The following is a 19569-nucleotide window of genomic DNA, read 5'->3' as shown; positions in this document are numbered from 1 at the left end:
ATTAAAGAAGTATTTTTTTTGGGTTACAAACAATAAGTGAATGAACTTTACGTTTACTTGTAAAAAAAAGAGTAAGTAGCCTATGATGAAAATCTACACGAGTAAAACAAAATCTTCAAACGAAATTAATCAATCTCCAAAAGCCGAAGTGCTCAGTCAGATATTAAATTTCTCAAAGTCATTAGAAGTGCATCAACTAACTTCTGAGGATGAAAGGAAGAAAAAAAGTGTTGAACTAATTTTAAACTAAAAAAGGGGCCTGCAAAAGGCCCCTTTTTATTTTACTTGTTTAATATTTCCTATTCTTCTTCCGAAGCTGCGTTATCTTCACCACGTACCACAAATCCTTTATCGACAAGAATGTTATACCATTGAAACAATTTACGAATATCTGATTCATAAACACGGTCTTCATCATAATCCGGCAAAAATGCACTTAATTCATCTTTCAGACTCTCCGCTTTTTCTTTATGACTCAAAGACTTTTCATAGTTTGCATGTTCAGCCATTTTAGAATAAACTTCTACCAATGGTACATCTTCTTCATAAGTGTAAATACTAATGTCTTCTAGTGCAGAAATTTTATCTGTCGCAAAAGCTGGAAATTTTTTACCATTATCTAGAGATTCAACAATAATGTTGTTTCTACCTTGAGCAGCAACCTTAAATAATCCCGATTTTCCTGATATTGCAATTAGTCCTTTTAAATTCATTTGTAGTTTTTTTCTGTAGTCGGCAAAAATATAAAATTATCAATTCAGACCTTCTACTTCCGTAAGTTTTATTTCATTTATTGTTTAATAACACGAAATGTGCTAAAGTTATTATCATAGTAAAAAGTGAGGACGTATACTCCGTTTTCTAAATGACTCAAATTAAATGTGATAAACAAGCTTTCTGCGGGAATGTTATTTTCAAAATAAACTTGTTTGCCAGAGATATCGGATATGGATATGTCAACTTTATGGTGTTCCCCTTTAATTATTTTTAACTCATCTTGGAATGGGTTGGGAAATATTAAAAAATCAGTACTCCCCATTTCTTCAATTGAAGCGGATTCTACTATTATTGGTTCTGAGAACAATGAACAACCATCTTCGCTAATTACTTCAACAACATAACTTCCGGATGAGTCCGGGTTTAAGAATTGCGTATTCGAATCGTCAATGGGCTCACCATTAAAATACCATTGATAATTTGCTGCGGGTGTACTTACTAATCCTCCGCCAATTTGATTAATAGATGGCGGAATTGGCATGGTTCCTTTTGCTACTTCGAGGGTGTCAGTGTATGCAATACAACCTTTATCATTTTTGATGATAGCGTATACATTTGCGGTTTCGTTTAAAGTTACGGAAGAACCCGTTTCATCATTAAACCATTCGTACGAAGTAAATGGGCCTTCTTCGAGCTCATATACCTCTGGCGTTGCACAAATTAATGTGTCACCTAATAAAGTGGTAGAGTAGTTAGAATGATTAAGAAGTTCGAATGCATCAACTTTGCCATATCCATATCCTGTGTTTGGTGTGATGCCCGTGAAAGCATCTGAATAGGCTAATTCATGAAGATCATTTAAAAAATCTTGATAAGTCGCTTCGGAACATTTTTCTAAATAAAGTGCGGCAATTCCAGCAATTACAGGTGATGCCATTGAGGTTCCACCATTTCGAACATGTTCTCCACCTTCAGCTAACATGCTTGGATTGGAAATTTTTAGTGAGGCTGACAACCACAATGGACAAGCGCTCATAATTCCATCACCTGTTGCAGAGACATCAGGCTTAACAACTCCACGTCTGTTCGGACCTTTACTCGAGTTGGGACTTAATTCACCAGGGGGACCACCACCCAATACATAAGGTTCACCCAAATAATCGATATAATCATATTGATTTTTGAAATTGCCAACGGTCACAACTTTAGGAGAGCAAGTCCATGAACTCACAATGGTAGATAGGGAGTCAGGAATATGATAATTGACAATGGGAGGGAAATCGATTGGACTTGGTAATCCTAAATGAACGATATTAGAAGCTCCTGCCCAGGCCCCAGACCATAAATCATACACTCCATCACCAGTTGTCTCAAAACGGTAATAAAAATCAAGTGAATCAGGATTCAGCATGACCATTTCCAGGTGGTAAACTCCATTGATTTCTTCCGCATAGAATTCTACGGGCGTTACACGGTTACCTTCCCAAAATATCGTGTCGTAGGTTGTTGTGCCTAAAAGTGGTTCAATGGTATAGAAGTTAGTTCTACCACGGAATTCAAAACTCGGGGAGACTTGATCAGCTCCAAAAGCAAAATGCACGTTTTTAAAATCAGCCGTATCCGACCACAAGTCAAAATAGGTTGCTGCACCTCCAAAAGCAGAAGCTGGATTTACATCAAACCAAGTAAAAGAAGTGTCAGCATCAACATAACCTTTTACATGATATTTTCCTTGTGCCCCAGAATTTCCAGCCGCTCCGACTACAATTCTCCCCGGCTTGTCCATCAACAAGCTATCAATAATTTGCGAAGCTGGATCTGTACCATCATGGCTACCAAAATAAGATCCAACAGAAGTGTTAACGACAGCTGGCTTACCTAAAGTGTCTGCCATGGAAAATATGAAGTCAATACCATCAGCAACCGTAAGGGTCCAATTTGGTAAACTAAAATTTGTTTCAACGATGATGATATCCGATTCTGGAGCAACACCTTGGTTTGTTCCTGTAGCTCGTCCGTTCCCAGAACCAGCTCCGGTCACAGTCGTACCGTGCGCATTCTCGTCTGTAGAAGTACAAGAACCGTCATTTATCTCTTCTGAAGTCCATACCTGACCGTAGCCATATTTACCCGGAGTTCTATCTGGATGAATACCTAAACTGTGATCCCAATAATAAAGAACTCGTGTTGTTCCATCTTCATTTTTAAAATCTTCATGGTTATGATCAAGTCCAGAATCAATGTACCCCAGTACAACGTCTTTTCCTGTAAATGATCGCTGCAACGGCGAATGACCAGCATGAACACTATCAACATTTTGAACAATACGCATCGTATCGTTTAATAAATGCCCCACCGAAGGATCAAAATACAATTGCTCGATTATCCCTTCTTTCATTAATTCTGCCACACGATGTGATGAACAATAAATAAAATGCCAATTGCCATTTTTGTACTTATAATGAATGTCTTCTGATTGTCTTAAAACTGATTCATTTCCTTTCACTGCAAAATTAATCCTAGTATTGCCTTTATTGCTTCGGTAATGATTAAAAGAAATAGATGCATTTTGAATTTGCCCATTTATAAGAAAAGATGAACCTATAAGAAGTGTGAGTAGCAAGTATTTCATATGAAGATTTTTACAATTGACGTAATTAATATAGTGAAGGTTTAACGAATTTAACATTATTTTTTTGCGATTATTGAGCAATTCAACCTTTTGTGTAGTTCATGGTGACTTTTTGAAAGAATTCTTGTAATTTTAGCGGACTAAATATATAATATGAACAACATGAATAAAATACTTGTCGCTTCAGCCTTGTTATTTGCTTATAACGCAGGGGCTCAAGATGTGGATAAGAAAATCTTGAATTGGTATAATGGTGCAAAATACGGTATGAGCACTGATAAAGCTTATGCTAAACTACTAGCAGATAAAAAACCTGCTGAAAAAGTTGTTGTAGCCGTTATTGATTCAGGTGTGGATATTGAGCACGAAGATCTTCAAGGTTCTATTTGGGTAAACAAGGATGAAATTCCAGGGAATGGAATAGATGACGATAACAATGGTTATATTGATGATGTAAACGGATGGAGTTTTTTAGGGAATCCTGACGGCGAAAATATAAACCATGAGCAGTTAGAGGTAACTCGTTTATATAAAAAATATCATGAAAAGTACGCGGGTAAAAGTGATTCTGACATACCTGCTTCTGATAAAGCCGAGTTTGAAAAATATAAGGTTTATCGTGATGAAGTAGAAGGTACAGTAAAACAACGTACTGCACAAATCAAACAGTACGAAGGAATTTTGGAAAAGTACCAATCAGCTGATGCAGAGTTAGTAAAGCATTTTGGTGGAGCTTATTCTAAAAAAGACCTTAAAAAGGCATTAAAGGATCCTAAAGTTGGCGAGTCTGCAAACTTAATTTATCCTTTAGCAAAAAGCGGTGCCTCTGTCGAAGATGTTAAGGAGCAATTACAAGGTGCTTTCGATTATTTTAACGGTCAATTGAACTATCACTACAATGTGGATTTGGATGCACGTTCAGTAGTGGGAGATGATCCATCAGATTTTAGTGATGTAAATTATGGAAATAATATCGTAGAAGGTCCTGACGCGTTTCACGGAACGCATGTAGCGGGAATTATTGCTGCTACACGAAATAACGGGATAGGTAACGATGGTGTTGCTGATAATGTACTTATTATGTCGGTACGTGCTATTCCTGATGGTGATGAGCGTGATAAAGATGTTGCTTTAGCAATTCGTTATGCGGTTGATAATGGAGCACAAATTATTAACGGAAGTTTCGGTAAAGCATTTTCACCTTATCAAGAAGAGGTTATAAAGGCAATTCGTTACGCAGAAGAAAAAGGTGTTTTGATTTGTCATGCTGCTGGAAATTCTTCTAAGGACATTGGAAAGGAATCTAATTTCCCTTCTCCTAAATACCCTTCAATGAATGAGGAGTTTAAGAACTGGATTGAAGTAGGTGCTTCAACACGTTATAAAAAAGCAAAATTAAGTAAAGAAGGTGGATTAAAACAACAAGGTCTTGCAGCTACTTTTTCAAATTATGATGAAGAAATGGTGGATGTATTTGCTCCTGGATTAGAGATTTATGCTACAACTCCGAACAATGAGTATGCTGCAATTCAAGGAACATCAATGGCATCTCCAATGGTTGCTGGATTAGCGGCATTGTTAAAATCTTATTTTCCGGAATTGACAATGTTTGAGATTAGAGATATCATTTTTGAATCTGTGCAAAAAATTGATTTAACTACTCCGCTGCCAGGAACATCAGATAATGAAGTTCCGTTTAAAACACTAAGTTCAACTGGAGGAATTGTGAATACATACAATGCTGTTGAATTAGCAATTGAAAAAACGGCAAAATAATTTATTATAGAATTCGTTTAAATGCCAACATCAACACGATGTTGGCATTTTTTTTGTTAAAATTATTCCCATATTCGTACTTATGAAATATATAATTATTCTATTCTTTACTTTAATTACAAGTTCGCTGTTTGGTCAAAACATGAATGTTTTCACGGATGCAAACTTTAGACTTTTTCAGTTCAATTCTGGAATTTTTGAGAAAATTTATTATCAGCAGGCAGCAGAGGTTTTTGTAGGAAACGAATATGTTTGTTTTGTCGATTCGAAAGGAGATGTATTTGTTATTTATGAAGGAGAACAAACCTTAATGGGGCAAACCTACAACGACATTCACGTAACTGACAATCTATTAGTTATGCGGACAGCAAATGTGATTCGAGTTTTTGACAGAGGGATTCGTCACATACTAACTTCTAATGCTTTAGGCTATGGTTATGGTGACAGCCTTGTTGTATTTCAAGATGCTATAGGTGGCTATGTAAAATATTATTATCAAGATGAAGTAAGAGATGTCGCTATGGTAGTTGGGGATTATCCCTTCTCGGCTTCTAACGTTGGTTCTAATGTATTTGTTTATCGGGATAATACAGGTAGCGCTCAGTTATTTTGGCGTGGAAAATTCTTTAACCTTTTAAGTACGAATCAACATTTAGATTTTTCTTGTGGACAGGATGTAGCAGCTTTTAATGATCCAATAAATGGTACGTTTACAGTGTTCGATAATGGTTATGTTATAGATGCAGAACAACAGCATGCTCAGCGCTATCAGTGTGGAGATAATTTTATTTATTATCAAGATGCCGGTGGGGTTCATCGGGTGTATCGGGAAGAACGAATTTCCGAACTTGGTTATGATCTTCAGAATATTATTGTTCGTGACAGTTTAGTAGTTTTCAATGATATTGGAGCCACAAAAGTTTGGTATAATGAGAATATTTATCGAATCTATAATAGCACTGTAGTTGAACCTCAAATTGATGGGGGGATTATGGCGTTTACTAATCAATGGGGAGGTGTAAATGCTTTTGTAAGAGGGAAAGAAATTGAAATTACGCGTCAACGGGTTGAAAGTTTTAGATTACAAGGGAATACAATCTTGTTAAAGTTCAGCAGAACCGCATTTGCAGTATGGTGGAACGGTAAAATATATGAGTTTTAAGTCAGGCTTGTGTAAATCAATTCCAACTGTTTTCATTTTATAAGTGGGAGTCTGTATGGTTGATTAAAACTATTGTTTATTCAAGTTAAATTCCAAGCAACTTTTTCTTATTCCTAGTTGAATATCCTTATTTTTGTGCAAATTAATTTTAGCACATGAATAGTTGGTATACCGTAAAAGTAAAGTTTACAAAAGAATTTCAAGATGGAACGCTAAAACGGGTGACTGAACCATATTTGGTGAGTTCATTGTCATTTACAGAGGCAGAAGCAAGAATTTATCAAGAAGTTGGTGAATTTGTGAGAGGTGAATTTTTAGTGACATCAATAGCGAAAACAGATTACGCTGATATTTTTCATTATGACGATGCAGAGGATTGGTACAAATGTAAAGTGTCATATATTACTGAAGATGCAGATTCTGGAAAAGAAAAAAAGGTCAATAATAATTTTTTAGTTTCAGCTCATTCAGTAAAATCAGCCTACGAAAGAATTGAAGAAAGTTTAAAAGGTTTGATGGTTACCTTTGAAATACCAATGATTTCTGTGACTCCAATTGTTGAAATATTCCCATTTGAACCAGGAGAAGTTGAAGGAGATGAATACAATGGAGGAGGTTCAATTGCTCCGCAAGAAGAGGAAGAAGAAATAATTTCACCGAATGTCAATGTAGCCTTCAACGCAAGCGAAGAAGAATAAATTGTTAACTATGTCAACTGGAAAAAAGTATGAGTTAAGAGAGGATTTCTTAAAAGGGAAACTAGAGGGCTTAACAACTCAAAATCCAATGAAAATGTTTGCTGATTGGATGCAGGATGCGATTGAAAATGATTGTTTTGAACCGCACACAGTTACTTTTTCCACAGTTGCTAAAAACGGTGGGGCAGCATCCCGAATATTGTACATGCGCGAGATGGATGATGAGGGTTTTATTATGTATACCAATTATACGAGTAGGAAAGGAGAGGAAATTATCGCTAACCCTAATGTAGCACTTCTTTTTCATTGGCCTTGTTCTCAACGTCAAGTGCGAATTGAAGGTAATGTAGAAAAGGTGAGTAGCGAAAAATCGGATGAATATTTTAACAGTCGTCCTAGAAAGTCAAAAATAGGAGCCTGGGCTTCAAATCAAAGCACGTCTATTGAAAGTAGAGCGGTATTAAATACGCGGTTTTCTGAATTTGAAGAAAAATTTCCAAATGAAGTTCCACGTCCTCCTCATTGGGGAGGTTTGAAAGTTATTCCTACTTATTTTGAATTCTGGCAAGGTCGTGAAGGAAGACTTCATGACCGTTACGCTTTTGATAAAATTAATGACGCTTGGAAAATTGATCGATTAGCGCCTTGATGAATTTTTATCTTGATAAATACGGTTTTCAACCGCCTTCGATCAATACCCCTCCAAGGACGGATCTAGGTCTAATTGTGGTCATTCCATGTTTTAATGAAAAAAATGTTCTCAAAACACTAGAATCGTTGTTTGCTGCCGATCGTCCAAAAGAAGCTGTCGAAATAATTTTGGTCGTCAATTCTGGTGTTCATCATGATGAAGGCATTAAGACTAATAATCAGAGTACCGTTAAACTGGCAAATACTTTTTTTAAAAAGGTTAATGAAGATTCGATTAAAGGTTTTACGATTCATGAAGAAAATTTACCAAAGAAACATGCTGGAGTTGGTTTAGCAAGAAAGATAGGTATGGATGAGGCTGTTGCTCGGTTTGATCAAATAAACAAAGATGGAATTATAGCCTGTTTTGATGCGGATGCAATCTGCGAAAAAAATTATCTTACTGAACTAATTGAGCATTTTAAAATTCATCCAAAATCTCCTGGTTGTGCCATTCATTTTGAACATCCTCTGAGTGGGCAAGAATTTTCAGCAGGAATTTATTCGGGCATTACAAATTATGAACTACACTTGAGGTATTATAAGCTCGCCTTGGAATTCGCAAATTTACCTTATGCATTCCATACCGTTGGTTCAAGTATGGCCGTTCGATCACTTGCTTATCAAAAACAAGGAGGTATGAATAAAAGAAAAGCCGGAGAGGATTTTTATTTTATTCATAAAATTATTGCCTTAGGTGGATTTACTGAATTAAAAACAACTAAAATAATTCCATCACCAAGGGTTTCTGACCGTGTGCCTTTCGGAACAGGTAGAGCGGTAGGAGAATGGATAAGTGGAGAACAAGATTTGTTTTTAACTTATAATTTCGATACTTTTTCTATACTAAAATTTTTTATAGAACAAGTTCCACGATTATACTCAGAAGATTTTGATCAAATTAAATGGAAAATGGATCCATTTGATTTAACAATTTTAAGCAAGTTTTTGGAAGAACAGAATTTTCAAAATTCACTATCTGAAATAAGAAAGAATTCAAGTTCCGAATTGGCTTTTGTAAAGCGTTTCTTCACATGGATGGATGCTTTTAAAGTTCTTAAAATGGTTCATTTCTTTAGAGATAATGGCAAACCAGACAAAGGACTATATTCGCAAGTTAATGAATTATTAAAGGCGAATGGTGATCAAAGTGACTTAAAAAAGGTGGAGGATCAACTTCATCACTTGCGCCAATTGGAGCTAAAATAAAAAAGGCCTTCATTTTTGTAGTGAAGACCTTTTTTGACTTGTAAAAAATTTTATTGCACGTTATGTACGTGTAAATCCATTTGAGGGAACGGAATATTTAAGCCTTCTTTACCGAATTCTTTGTAAATACGTTCATTCATTCTAAAATATACATCCCAATAATCTTCGGTTTTACTCCAAACTCGAAGAGTGATGTTAACACTGCTATCCGCAAGGGTCACTAAACCAATAAAATTAGGTTCATCTTTTAAAATCTTATCATCTTCAGCAATAAATCGTTCTAAGACGCTCTTTGCTTTTTCATAATCATCTCCGTATGCAATCCCAACTGTGAAATCTACTCTTCGCTTCTTTTGCTCTGTGTAGTTGGTGATGTTACCATTTGCCATTGTTCCGTTTGGAACAATTACCGTTTTATTATCGACGGTAAGTAAAATAGTATTGAAAATTTGTATTTGTTGTACGACACCGGTTTCACCTTGAGCCTCGATATAATCTCCAATTTTATATGGTCTGAATATGAGGAGCATAACGCCACCTGCAAAATTCCCAAGAGTTCCTGAGAATGCCATACCAATTGCTAAACCAGCGGCACCTAACAAGGCTATAAAACTTGTCATTTCAACACCTAATTGACTGAGTGCCGTTAGTACAACCAATACCTTCAGTGATACTGATACCAAACTAACCAAAAAACCTTGAAGAGCTTTGTCAAAATCTCTCTTATAAAGCACTTTGGATACTGTTTTGGTAATTCGCTTAACGATAATCATTCCAATCACCAAAACAGCAATTGCAATGACTAGGTTTGTTCCATATTCAATCCCTTTATCCAGTAATTCTGACCAATTAAAAGACCAATTTTCTGCCGATTGTGCGGCCTCAGCGGCTACTTCATTTGTAGCGATTGTTTCTTCTTGCATGTTAATTATTTTTAGTTTGAAACAAAGATAATATATTATATTTGGGCGTCTAAATCAACTGTTGTTAATCATCGATTATGTTCTTTATTCTGTCGAAAGTTTTCGCATTTTTAGTGCATCCATTCTCCTGGATACTCATTTTTGTTTTTTTAGGTTGGATAATTAAGCGGGAAAAGCTAAAAAAATGGTCTTATCGTTTGGCTATTATTTTCACCTTATTTTTTACAAATACTGTAGTTTTTTCTGAATTTGCAAGATTATGGGAGGAAGATGGGGTGCAGATAAAAGATGTAAAGCATTATGATGTGGCTATTGTTCTGACCGGAATGGCAGAATATGATAATAACCATAAAAGATTGAGCATAAGAAGAGGTGCTGATCGGTTATGGCAGGCAATGCATTTGTATCATTTGAAGAAAGTAGATAAAATTCTAATCTCTGGTTCAAATGGTTACTTGATAGAGGATGAGTTGAATGAAGCCGAGCAATTCAAGCAAAATTTAATTGATTTCGGAATTCCAGCTGCTGATATATTGGTTGAAGACGAATCAAAAAATACGCATCAAAATGCTACTGCTTCAAAGAAATTATTAGAAAAATATCCCGAATTAAATTCTGTTTTATTGGTGACAAGTGCAATGCATATGAAAAGAGCAAAAGCTTGTTTTGAAAAAGCAGGTTTTAAGAATTTTGATACTTTCACTACTGATCATTATACAGGAGAAATAAGAGGTTATTCTTTTGATCAGTATCTAATTCCAAATGCAAGTAACTTTATTGATTGGTACCGCTTAATTCACGAATGGATAGGTTATATTTCTTATCGTATTTCTGGATACATATAAAAATCCCCCGTTTATATCAAACGAGGGACTCTTCAAGATGTTTAGTGTGTTTTTATTTAGTTGCAGCCCATTTTCTGATCTCAGTTCTGAACCACTCGTCAGCAGCATCCGTCCATTTATAATTCTCACGGATATATTTAACAGTTGCTTTTTCGATATCTGTATAGCTATTCCCGTCCATAACAGCTTCTAAAATTTGTGAAGCATCGTCCTTTGATAATCTACCATCTCCAGCTCCAGATGTTAATTTTTCTGCTAATTCTAATAATTCCCCATCATATTTTTCGCCATCAATAGTTTTATAATAACTCATCGTTTCTTTTTTTTATTAATTAATGCTTCTAATATAGAAATATCTCTTTAGACTTGTTTTATGCAAATGTGTTTTTCTGTGAAATGATAAAAATTTTAGACTAATGGCAAGTTGTTGTTAAAAGTTTCGCCAATTCATTTTGTTTTACCCAAAAAAAACTTCATTTGATTGGTATTTAAAAAGATTAAAATTACTTTTACAATCCATAAAATAACAGCAAATGAATTTACACGAATATCAAGGAAAATCAATATTAGAAAGCTTCGGCGTAGCAATTCAGCGAGGAGTAGTAGTGGATAATGCAGAGGAAGCTGTCGCAAAAGCAAAAGAATTATCAGCAAACACTGGAACAGAGTGGTTTGTGGTAAAAGCCCAAATTCACGCAGGTGGAAGAGGAAAAGGAATTGTTACTGAAACACAGTCTAACGGAGTTGTATTAGCAAAAGGAATTGATCACGTTGAGGAAAAAGTAAAAGGAATTCTAGGAGGACACCTTGTTACTGCTCAAACCAATGAGCAAGGAAAAAAGGTGAATAAAGTTCTTATTGCTGAGGATGTTTACTATCCAGGAGAATCAGAGCCATCTGAATTTTACATGTCTGTGCTTTTAGATCGTGAAAGTGAGCAGAATATAATTATGTATTCTACAGAAGGAGGAATGGATATAGAAACAGTTGCTGAAGAAACCCCACATTTAATTTTCAAAGAAGCAGTTGACCCAAGAGTTGGGCTTCAAGGTTTTCAAGCAAGAAGAATTGCATTTAACTTAGGGTTAAGCGGACAAGCTTTTAAACAAATGACAAAATTTGTATACGCATTGTATTCCGCTTATGAAGGTTGTGATGCTTCAATGTTTGAAATTAATCCAGTATTAAAAACTTCAGATGACAAGATTATCGCTGTTGATTCGAAAGTAACATTGGATGACAATGCTTTATTTAGACATAAAGATTACGCTGCGATGAGAGATGTGACTGAAGAGGATCCAACAGAAGTTGAAGCAGGTGAAGCTGGACTGAACTATGTTAACCTTGACGGAAATGTTGGGTGTATGGTAAATGGAGCTGGTTTAGCAATGGCGACAATGGATATCATTAAATTGTCAGGTGGTAATCCTGCCAACTTTCTTGATGTAGGTGGAACAGCGGATGCGGAGCGAGTAGAAAAAGCTTTCCGTATAATTCTAAAAGACCCAAATGTAAAAGCCATTTTGGTGAACATTTTTGGTGGAATTGTTCGATGTGATCGTGTGGCACAAGGAATTGTAGATGCATACAAAAATATGGGAGAAATTCCTGTTCCGATCATTGTTCGATTACAAGGAACAAATGCTGAAGAAGCTAAAAAATTAATTGACGAGTCAGGATTAAATGTTCACTCTGCAGTTCTATTACAAGAGGCAGCAGACCTAGTATCAAAAGTTCTGAAATAGACTAAAATCAATATATAATATAAACCTCATTCTTGTTAGAGTGAGGTTTTTTATTTGTTTAAAAGTTGATTTCAAAAGAAATCAAATGATTAATTTTGTACTATGATTATATACAAAAATGCCGAAGAGATTGAATTAATGCGAAAAGCAGCTTTAGTTGTTTCTAAAACTTTAGGTGAAATCGCTAAAGTTCTAAAACCTGGTGTGACCGGTTTAGAATTAGATAAAATTGCTGAAGAATGCATTCGTGATCATGGAGCCATACCGGGCTTTTTGGGGTTATATGATTTTCCAAACACCCTTTGTATTTCACCGAACACGGAAGTTGTTCATGGCATTCCTAACGATAAACCTTTTGAAGATGGAGATATCGTTTCTGTTGATTGTGGAGCTATTTTAAATGGTTTTTATGGAGACCACGCTTATACTTTTGAAGTTGGTGAAGTAGCTGAAGAAACAAAAGAACTTTTAAAGGTTACCAAAGAGTGTTTGTATAAGGGCATTGAAGCAACTAGAGTTGGTAATCGAATATCAGATATTGGTTTTGCTATTCAACAACACGCTGAAAGTCATGGTTATGGGGTAGTGAAAGAACTCGTTGGACATGGAATTGGTAGAACGATGCATGAAGACCCTCAAGTGCCCAACTATGGTAAAAGAGGTAGAGGGAAAAAAATTCAAAACGGATTAACGATCGCCATAGAGCCGATGATTAATATGGGAACGGAAAAAATTAATCAACTTGCTGATGGTTGGACAATTCTAACTGGTGATGGTAAACCTTCTGCACACTTTGAACATGATGTTGCGGTAGTAGATGGTAAACCTGTAATCTTATCTACCTTTGATTATATCTATGAAGCATTAGGACAAGTATAAGGTGATTAGAGAGGTAAAGATAAGTGTTGGAATTTTTTTGATTTTCCTGTTCTATGCGATAACATCGTTTTTTAAACTGGGAGCATTTTTAGCTCCTTTCTTTTTTAATGAACTCATTTTATTTCTTGTTGCTGTGGCATTTGCGATTATAAATCGAAAAGAAAAGGGGAGTGGAATCGTGTTTTTAGCAGTTTTGACATTTGCATTAAAAGCATTGGCAGATGAGTTTACCGTAGGTTTTTTGGTGGATCGCTTGGATTTGCAATTGCTTAACAATTTTGCAAATGAACCGTGGTTTCTTTTTTCTGGAGCATTTGTATTTTATGGATTCATTATAACAATGCTAATCTTCTTAATTAAATCATTAAAATATAAATGGGTGGGAATGATACTTCTTGTTCTATTGGTTCTGAATGTAAGTTTAGGATTTACCACTGAGCCCCTTTTAGCCGATATTTTTTTAAATCTGTTTTTTATACTTTTTTTCATTTCAGTATCACGTTTAACCTCTAAAAATCAACATACTTTAGTAGTTGTTAGCGCTCTTTTTTTACTTCATTTTTTACTCGATATTTTTAAATATTTTTTCATCTAATTCTTTAATCTAAAAGTTTTAGTTATCTTTAAAGGAACACCAACTATATTTTTTACTAATCATAATTTGAACAGATTTTGGTTTAATAATCAACCAACCAACTATTTATAATTATGAAGAAAGTTTCTTTAAAGGATATCGCTGAAAGTTTAGGCGTATCGAAAGCATTGGTTTCACTTGTGCTGAATGGAAAAGGGGATGAGAGGGGAATTAATAAGCAAACACAAGAAAGAGTTCGTGTAAAAGCAAAAGAACTTAATTATGTTCCAAACCAGTATGCTAGAGGATTAAGGGTGGGTAGAACAAATACTATTGGGGTAATCGTTCCTGATGTTTCAAACGTTTTTTACGGTAAATTATGTAAAGCAATAGAACAAGATGCGTATGCTAAAGGTTATAATCTAATTATTTCTAATACTTATGAGGATGTGCAAAAAGAGAAGAAGTTAATTACCGACTTGATTAATAGAAATATAGATGGGTTAATTTTAGCATCATCTTTTGATGATAAAAATGAGTTAAAGGGACTAAAAGATAATAATGTACCCTTAGTTCTTGTTGACCGTGTTTTTGATGATTTAGATGTTGATGCGGTTTCGGTTTCTAATATTGAAGGAGCAGAGAAAGCGATTGAATTTTTATATAAAAAAGGAGTTAAAAATCCAGTTTGTTTTTCAATTTCTCCTGTTTATATTAGTTCAATAGCTGAACGTGTTAAGGGGTATCTTAATGCTGTAACAGATAAAAGTAAGGCGAAACTTTTTCAGATACCTCATGATAATATAGACAGAGCGGTTCATAATGCTTTAATTGAAGTTCGTAAAGGAGATTATGACGGTATATTCTGTGCCAATAATAATATTGCAAAAAGTATTTTAAAGAATGCAAGTAATACTCAGGATAGTATAAACGACATTAAGATCATTAGCTTTGATGATATTGAGATTTTTGACCTTGTAAATCCTAAAATTTCTTCAATTGCTCAGCCAATTAATGAAATTGGGCTTAAAGCGATCGAATTATTGTTAGGGCAAATAAAAAACAAAGAGGGGCATCTTGTTCAAAAACAAGTGCTTGAAACAAGTTTAATTGAACGATAAAAAAAACATGAATTTATTGTAAAACTTTATTGTCGCATTCTATGAAATTTATATATTTGCACCCGCTAGAACGATAGCGATGAAGTATTGGAGAGGTGCCTGAGTGGCCGAAAGGACTTGTTTGCTAAACAAGCGTACCCTAATCGGGTACCCGGGGTTCGAATCCCCGTCTCTCCACAAAAAAAGCTGAGTATGATGTACTCAGCTTTTTTTGTGGAATAAAACGAAATTTACTTAGGTTCGAATACAGAAATGTAATAAAGTTCAAAAAATTGAGTAACGCGCAAAAAGTGCTTTCAGAATTTTATAGGATTTAGGTTTGTACTGATTAGATGGGTTAGAGTTTACCACCCGCGGTAGCAGTGGTAGCTTGGCGCATTGTTTGGCCGAGCAAACTAAACACTTTACAGTGACCAGCGGAAACTGAACAGTGGTGTAGTTTTGGCTAGCCATAACAGCAGCCAACTAAAACGAATGACGCGAAAAGGTGGCCAAATCTGCACTTTTCTTATTTACGTCCGAAATCTGCAGGAATTTCACCCCAAACTTTGGTTTCCCATTTTAAAATTGGATTCGAGAAAGAATTATTGCGTAGCCATTTTTCTGCACGTAAAATAAGGTTGTGCACTTCGGGGATAGGTTTTTTATTTGTTTTACAGATCTTACCACGCACCCAACCCATTGCAATTTTGGAGTCGGAATAGATGGGCATTTTTTTCATCTTAGGGTCTTTATGTCCATTCAAAAAAGCTAATGCATGAACTAAAGCTAAAAATTCACCAATATTATTTGATCCTTTTTTATAGGGTCCTACTTTAAAAATAGTTTCCTTACTATAGGTCCAAACGCCTTGATATTCAAAATCACCTTTACCATTACATGCCGCATCAACGGCCAAACTTAATTCTATAGGACGACCTATTTTTTCAAGCTCTTCGCTACTAAGGTCTTTGGTTTTTTTGTAATCACCATCTTTATATTTATCCGGATGTTCTTGAAAGGCTTGTTCGGCCAGTTTTTTACTTCCAAATGTTTTATAAATGGCTTTTGGAAATCCCTTTATTTGCTTTAGGACGTCATTCCAATTAGTATAAATACCAGGTTGATGGCCATGCCAAACAACATAGTAATACGTTTTTTTGGATTTTTTTGATTCACGAACACTAGAGGGATCTTTATAGGCTTTACGCGCTTGTTCGAGAGATGAGAAAGATTGAAATTTTGCATTTGGATATCCTTTTATTTCACGCTGACAATGCTCCCAACTATCGTAAATACCGGGAGTGTTTCCTTCCCAAACAACATAGTACTTTTGTTTTTTAGCCATGGTTCAAAATTAGAATTATAAATGGAATTTTGATATATAAAAAAGGGTGTTTGAATGAAAGAAATGATCATTTGATTGAAAACTATTGAATAGTTGGAAACAAAAAATAGGTAAAACGTTTCCGCTAGTAATATTTGAAGTACATTTGCACCATGGATGAAAAAAAGAAGGCGATAATTGAGTCTGCAGTAGCGGTTTACATGAAATTCGGCATAAAAAGTGTGACGATGGACGAAATGGCCCGTCAACTTGGTGTTTCAAAAAAGACGCTCTATCTCCATGTAAAAGATAAGAACGAATTAGTAGAAGAGTGTCTTAATTTTGTTCAGTGTTCGGACAAGGAAGGAATGAACATGATTTTTAAGAAAAAAATGGGAGCGATAGAAGAGCTATTAGAGGTGGGGCGTTATTTGGCCAAAACCCTAGGATCTATTCACCCTTCCATATTTTTTGACTTAAAAAAATACCACCCCAATGTTTTGAAGTTGATTGATCAATATAAGTTCAAAATTGTAAAACAACGGTTAATCGATAATTTGAATAATGGGATTAAACAAGGGGTTTATCGGGACAATGTAAATCCTGAGATTATCGCAGAATTTCATTTAAGAACGATGGATGGGGTGATGAAAGGTGAAATTTTGGCGGATGCAGATTATAAGATGGAAGCAATTTATTCTGAATATTTCAGATACCACATTCGTGGAATAGCAAGTTTAAAAGGTTTAGAAAAGTTACAAGAATTAATAAAAAAAGATGAAAATTTATAAACTACTCATAGCAGTTGCACTATGTTTACCAGGAGGTTATAGTCTCGCACAAGAGGAGAGCAATAGTTTTTCATTAACAGATGCTGAAAATTACGGGGTATCTAATAATGAAAAGGTTAAAAATGCACTTTTAGATGTAGAGATTGCTAGAAAACAAGTTTGGGAAACAACTGCAATTGGATTACCTCAAATAAATATTGAAGGTCAATTTCAACAATTATTGGATATACCAACTTCGGTGGTTGACGCTAGCTTATTTAATCCGATGGCACCTGAAGGTTCTGTTATGGAGTTTAGAATGGGACAGGAATTTAGCACGTCAGCAACTTTAAATGCTTCGCAGCTAATTTTTGATGGGTCGTATATTGTAGGATTACAGTTTTCAAAATTCTTTCAGAAAATGTCAACCACTGCAGCACACAATTCAAAACAAGAAGTTAAAGCCCTTGTTCGTGAAGCTTATTACAATGTACTTGTTGCGAATGAAAATGTGTCGTTAATGGATTCAATTTTGTATGCCACGAAATCGTTATGGGATAAAACAAGCGCTTTTGTTGAGAGTGGCATGATTCCACAGGAAGAGGCTGACCAAGTTGAGATTGCATATAATCGAATTCAATCTTCTAAAAATAATGCAATTCGCCAAGCTGAAGTAGCGATGAATTTATTGAAGCTTCAAATGGGTTATGATTTTAGTAAAGAGTTGTTGTTAACTGAAACTTTAGAAGTTGTTTTAGATCGTATGAATTCGGATAGCCCCCTTTTACAGGATGCAACAATTAAAGAGAATAGCAACTACGTGATGATGGAGCAACAAAAAATACTAGACGAGTATAGTTTAAAGAATGAAAAGGCGAAATATCTGCCTTCGTTGGGAGCATTTTTTACCCATTCGCAAAATGCCTTCAGAAATGAATTTGATTTTTTTGAAGACAAACCTTGGTATCCAACAACTATTTGGGGAGTAAATCTTCAAATTCCGATTACCAGCAGTGGTCAGAAAATTGTTCGTGTGCAGCAAGCTGAAATTAAAGTGGAACAAGATCAAAATAATCTTGAAAATCTTGAGAAATCACTGAAATTTCAAGAGCTGCAGTTAAAAACGTCATTTCAATCCGCTCTAGAACTGGTTGAATTAGAAAAGTCAAGTGTTGATTTGGCACAGCGTATTTACACAAGAGCAATCTTAAGGAATGAAACAGGAGTAGTTTCTGCTTTAGAGGTTACACAATTACAGAATCAGTTGTTAAATGCTGAAGGCAGTTATATTATGGCTGTGATGGATATGTTAAATATTAAAGTTCAATTGGACAAATTATATAATAAATAAAAACAGAAAACCTGAATAACCAAAATCAGGGTAAAACTAGATAAAATGAAAAAGAAACTATTTTATTTCTTTACAATGAGTGCCTTATTGGTGGCATGTGGACCGGCTGAAACTTCGGCTGATTTAGCAGCTTTAGAGAGTAAACGAGATTCACTTAAAGCTGAGCTTGCTGTAGTCAATAGTCGTATTCAAGAATTGGATACAACTAAAAACATTGTCATTCCAATCGTTTCCGCTTCTAAGGCAAAAGTTCAAGATTTTGTGCATAAAGTAGAGGTCCCAGGAACTGTTGAAACGGATCAAAATGCGCTTATTAACGCTGAGGCGAGTGGAGTTATTGAAAAGATTCATGTAAAAGAAGGTCAAAAAGTATCTAAGGGACAGACTCTTTTAACAATCGATTCAGAGATTTTGGCTTCAAATATTGATGAATTAGAGACATCACTGGAGTTGGCTGAATATATGTTTAAAAAGCAACAAGAGCTCATGGATAAAGGTGTGGGAGTTGAAGTGGAATATGAGCAAGCTAAAAACCAAAAATTGTCTTTAGAGAAAAGTCTTAAAACGTTACGTTCTCAAAAAGGTAAAACAATTGTTCGAGCTCCATTTTCAGGGGTTATTGATGATATTATGGTAAAACAAGGAGAAATGGCGGCCCCACAAATTCCAATTTTACGAATCGTTAATAATGATGAAATTACCATTAACGCATCTTTGTCTGAAAATCTACTTGCTAAAGTGCATGTTGGTACTCCAGTTGAATTAAATTTTCCTTCATTAAATGATACGAGCATCATTTCAAAAGTAACAAACAAAGGAAATTATATTGATCCAACTAACCGTACGTTTAGAATTCAGGTAAATATCAAGAATAATAAAATTTTACTTCCGAATCAGTTTGCTGAAGTAAACGTTACTGATTTTGAAAGAGATAGTGCGATGGTAGTGCATAGCGAGTCAATCTTGCAAGATACAGAGAATAAAAGTTTTGTTTATCGTCTTACAAAAGTTCCAAATGAAGAATTGTATGAAGTTGAAAAGGTATACATCACAGTAATTAAAAAATTCGATGGATACTCTTGTATTGAAGGGCCGATTAAACATGATGATTTATTAGCCGAAAAAGGAGCAAAAGGAATTACTGAAACAGACCGAGTTGTCATTCAATAAA

At 35.1% G+C, this 19569-nt stretch carries 18 protein-coding genes, 1 tRNA gene and 2 pseudogenes; 15 read left to right on the top strand and 6 right to left on the bottom strand.

The window, feature by feature from the left end; all coding sequences use genetic code 11:
* The first annotated feature begins 82 nt into the window (after positions 1-82).
* On the top strand, positions 83-250 hold the full coding sequence (locus A8143_RS17065) for a hypothetical protein (protein WP_175437543.1): 168 nt from the start codon (positions 83-85) through the stop codon (positions 248-250).
* Positions 251-299: 49 nt separating this feature from the next.
* Here the strand turns inward: A8143_RS17065 and A8143_RS13185 are convergent, their stop codons facing one another.
* Together A8143_RS13185 and A8143_RS13180 are read right to left on the bottom strand one after the other, a co-directional pair.
* Positions 300-713 (bottom strand): DUF5606 family protein, encoded by a 414-nt coding sequence (locus A8143_RS13185; RefSeq protein WP_066759284.1) that lies wholly within the window; start codon positions 711-713, stop codon positions 300-302.
* Between the two features lie 77 nt (positions 714-790).
* Positions 791-3349 carry a S8 family peptidase gene (locus tag A8143_RS13180; RefSeq protein WP_066759282.1) on the bottom strand — a complete coding sequence of 853 codons (2559 nt, stop codon included), beginning with the start codon at positions 3347-3349 and terminating at the stop codon, positions 791-793.
* Between the two features lie 162 nt (positions 3350-3511).
* On the opposite strand from A8143_RS13180, the gene A8143_RS13175 reads away from it, so the two are divergent.
* From A8143_RS13175 to A8143_RS13155, 5 genes are all read left to right on the top strand, one after another.
* The gene (locus tag A8143_RS13175; protein ID WP_066759378.1) at positions 3512-5125 is read left to right on the top strand and encodes a S8 family peptidase; all 1614 of its coding nucleotides are present in this window, start codon (positions 3512-3514) and stop codon (positions 5123-5125) included.
* An 82-nt stretch (positions 5126-5207) separates the two neighbouring features.
* A complete protein-coding gene (locus tag A8143_RS13170; RefSeq protein ID WP_066759271.1) occupies positions 5208-6287 on the top strand; it encodes a hypothetical protein in 1080 nt (359 codons plus the stop codon).
* A gap of 155 nt (positions 6288-6442) precedes the next feature.
* On the top strand, positions 6443-6985 hold the full coding sequence (locus tag A8143_RS13165) for a DUF4494 domain-containing protein (protein WP_066759270.1): 543 nt from the start codon (positions 6443-6445) through the stop codon (positions 6983-6985).
* Positions 6986-6995: 10 nt separating this feature from the next.
* Positions 6996-7634 carry a pyridoxamine 5'-phosphate oxidase gene (pdxH, locus tag A8143_RS13160; RefSeq protein WP_066759269.1) on the top strand — a complete coding sequence of 213 codons (639 nt, stop codon included), beginning with the start codon at positions 6996-6998 and terminating at the stop codon, positions 7632-7634.
* Positions 7634-8884: a glycosyltransferase gene (locus tag A8143_RS13155; protein WP_066759268.1), complete on the top strand. Its 1251-nt coding sequence runs from the start codon at positions 7634-7636 to the stop codon at positions 8882-8884. The genes pdxH and A8143_RS13155 overlap by 1 nt, the downstream gene beginning before the upstream one ends.
* A 50-nt stretch (positions 8885-8934) precedes the next feature.
* Here the strand turns inward: A8143_RS13155 and A8143_RS13150 are convergent, their stop codons facing one another.
* Positions 8935-9807 carry a mechanosensitive ion channel family protein gene (locus A8143_RS13150; RefSeq protein ID WP_066759267.1) on the bottom strand — a complete coding sequence of 291 codons (873 nt, stop codon included), beginning with the start codon at positions 9805-9807 and terminating at the stop codon, positions 8935-8937.
* A 77-nt stretch (positions 9808-9884) separates the two neighbouring features.
* Between A8143_RS13150 and A8143_RS13145 the strand changes: the two genes are divergently transcribed.
* Positions 9885-10652 (top strand): YdcF family protein, encoded by a 768-nt coding sequence (locus A8143_RS13145; RefSeq protein WP_066759265.1) that lies wholly within the window; start codon positions 9885-9887, stop codon positions 10650-10652.
* Positions 10653-10704: 52 nt separating this feature from the next.
* Here A8143_RS13145 and A8143_RS13140 read toward each other — a convergent pair whose 3' ends face one another.
* Entirely contained in the window at positions 10705-10965 is a 261-nt protein-coding gene (locus tag A8143_RS13140) for a hypothetical protein (RefSeq protein ID WP_066759263.1), read from the bottom strand.
* Positions 10966-11185: 220 nt separating this feature from the next.
* On the opposite strand from A8143_RS13140, the gene sucC reads away from it, so the two are divergent.
* From sucC to A8143_RS13115, 5 genes are all read left to right on the top strand, one after another.
* Positions 11186-12397 carry an ADP-forming succinate--CoA ligase subunit beta gene (sucC, locus tag A8143_RS13135; protein WP_066759261.1) on the top strand — a complete coding sequence of 404 codons (1212 nt, stop codon included), beginning with the start codon at positions 11186-11188 and terminating at the stop codon, positions 12395-12397.
* A 102-nt stretch (positions 12398-12499) separates the two neighbouring features.
* A complete protein-coding gene (gene map, locus A8143_RS13130; protein ID WP_066759260.1) occupies positions 12500-13276 on the top strand; it encodes a type I methionyl aminopeptidase in 777 nt (258 codons plus the stop codon).
* A 1-nt stretch (position 13277) separates the two neighbouring features.
* Complete coding sequence (locus A8143_RS13125) at positions 13278-13871, top strand: hypothetical protein (protein WP_066759259.1); 594 nt, start codon at positions 13278-13280, stop codon at positions 13869-13871.
* Positions 13872-13984: 113 nt separating this feature from the next.
* Entirely contained in the window at positions 13985-14971 is a 987-nt protein-coding gene (locus tag A8143_RS13120; RefSeq protein ID WP_066759255.1) for a LacI family DNA-binding transcriptional regulator, read from the top strand.
* 89 nt (positions 14972-15060) lie between these two features.
* Positions 15061-15148, top strand: a tRNA-Ser gene (locus A8143_RS13115).
* A gap of 331 nt (positions 15149-15479) precedes the next feature.
* On the opposite strand, the pseudogene A8143_RS13110 reads toward A8143_RS13115, so the two are convergent.
* A pseudogene (locus A8143_RS13110) lies at positions 15480-16100 on the bottom strand (ribonuclease H1 domain-containing protein); the annotation flags it as partial.
* Between the two features lie 66 nt (positions 16101-16166).
* Positions 16167-16298: pseudogene (locus A8143_RS17330) on the bottom strand (ribonuclease H1 domain-containing protein); the annotation flags it as partial.
* Between the two features lie 152 nt (positions 16299-16450).
* On the opposite strand from A8143_RS17330, the gene A8143_RS13105 reads away from it, so the two are divergent.
* The 3 genes from A8143_RS13105 to A8143_RS13095 are packed head-to-tail and all read left to right on the top strand — an operon-like array spanning position 16451 to position 19568.
* Positions 16451-17068 carry a TetR/AcrR family transcriptional regulator gene (locus tag A8143_RS13105; protein WP_066759253.1) on the top strand — a complete coding sequence of 206 codons (618 nt, stop codon included), beginning with the start codon at positions 16451-16453 and terminating at the stop codon, positions 17066-17068.
* Positions 17055-18398 (top strand): TolC family protein, encoded by a 1344-nt coding sequence (locus tag A8143_RS13100; RefSeq protein ID WP_066759251.1) that lies wholly within the window; start codon positions 17055-17057, stop codon positions 18396-18398. Before A8143_RS13105 ends, A8143_RS13100 begins: the two co-directional genes overlap by 14 nt.
* A 45-nt stretch (positions 18399-18443) precedes the next feature.
* Positions 18444-19568, top strand: a complete 1125-nt coding sequence (locus A8143_RS13095) for an efflux RND transporter periplasmic adaptor subunit (RefSeq protein WP_083261382.1) — start codon at positions 18444-18446, stop codon at positions 19566-19568.
* The last annotated feature ends 1 nt before the right edge of the window (position 19569 follow it).

Origin of the sequence: Crocinitomix algicola, assembly GCF_001661595.2 — a bacterium.
Classification (GTDB): domain Bacteria; phylum Bacteroidota; class Bacteroidia; order Flavobacteriales_D; family Crocinitomicaceae; genus Crocinitomix; species Crocinitomix algicola.
The sequence above is the reverse complement of the archived record's forward strand: the minus strand, read 5'-3'. Positions and strand labels throughout refer to the sequence as shown.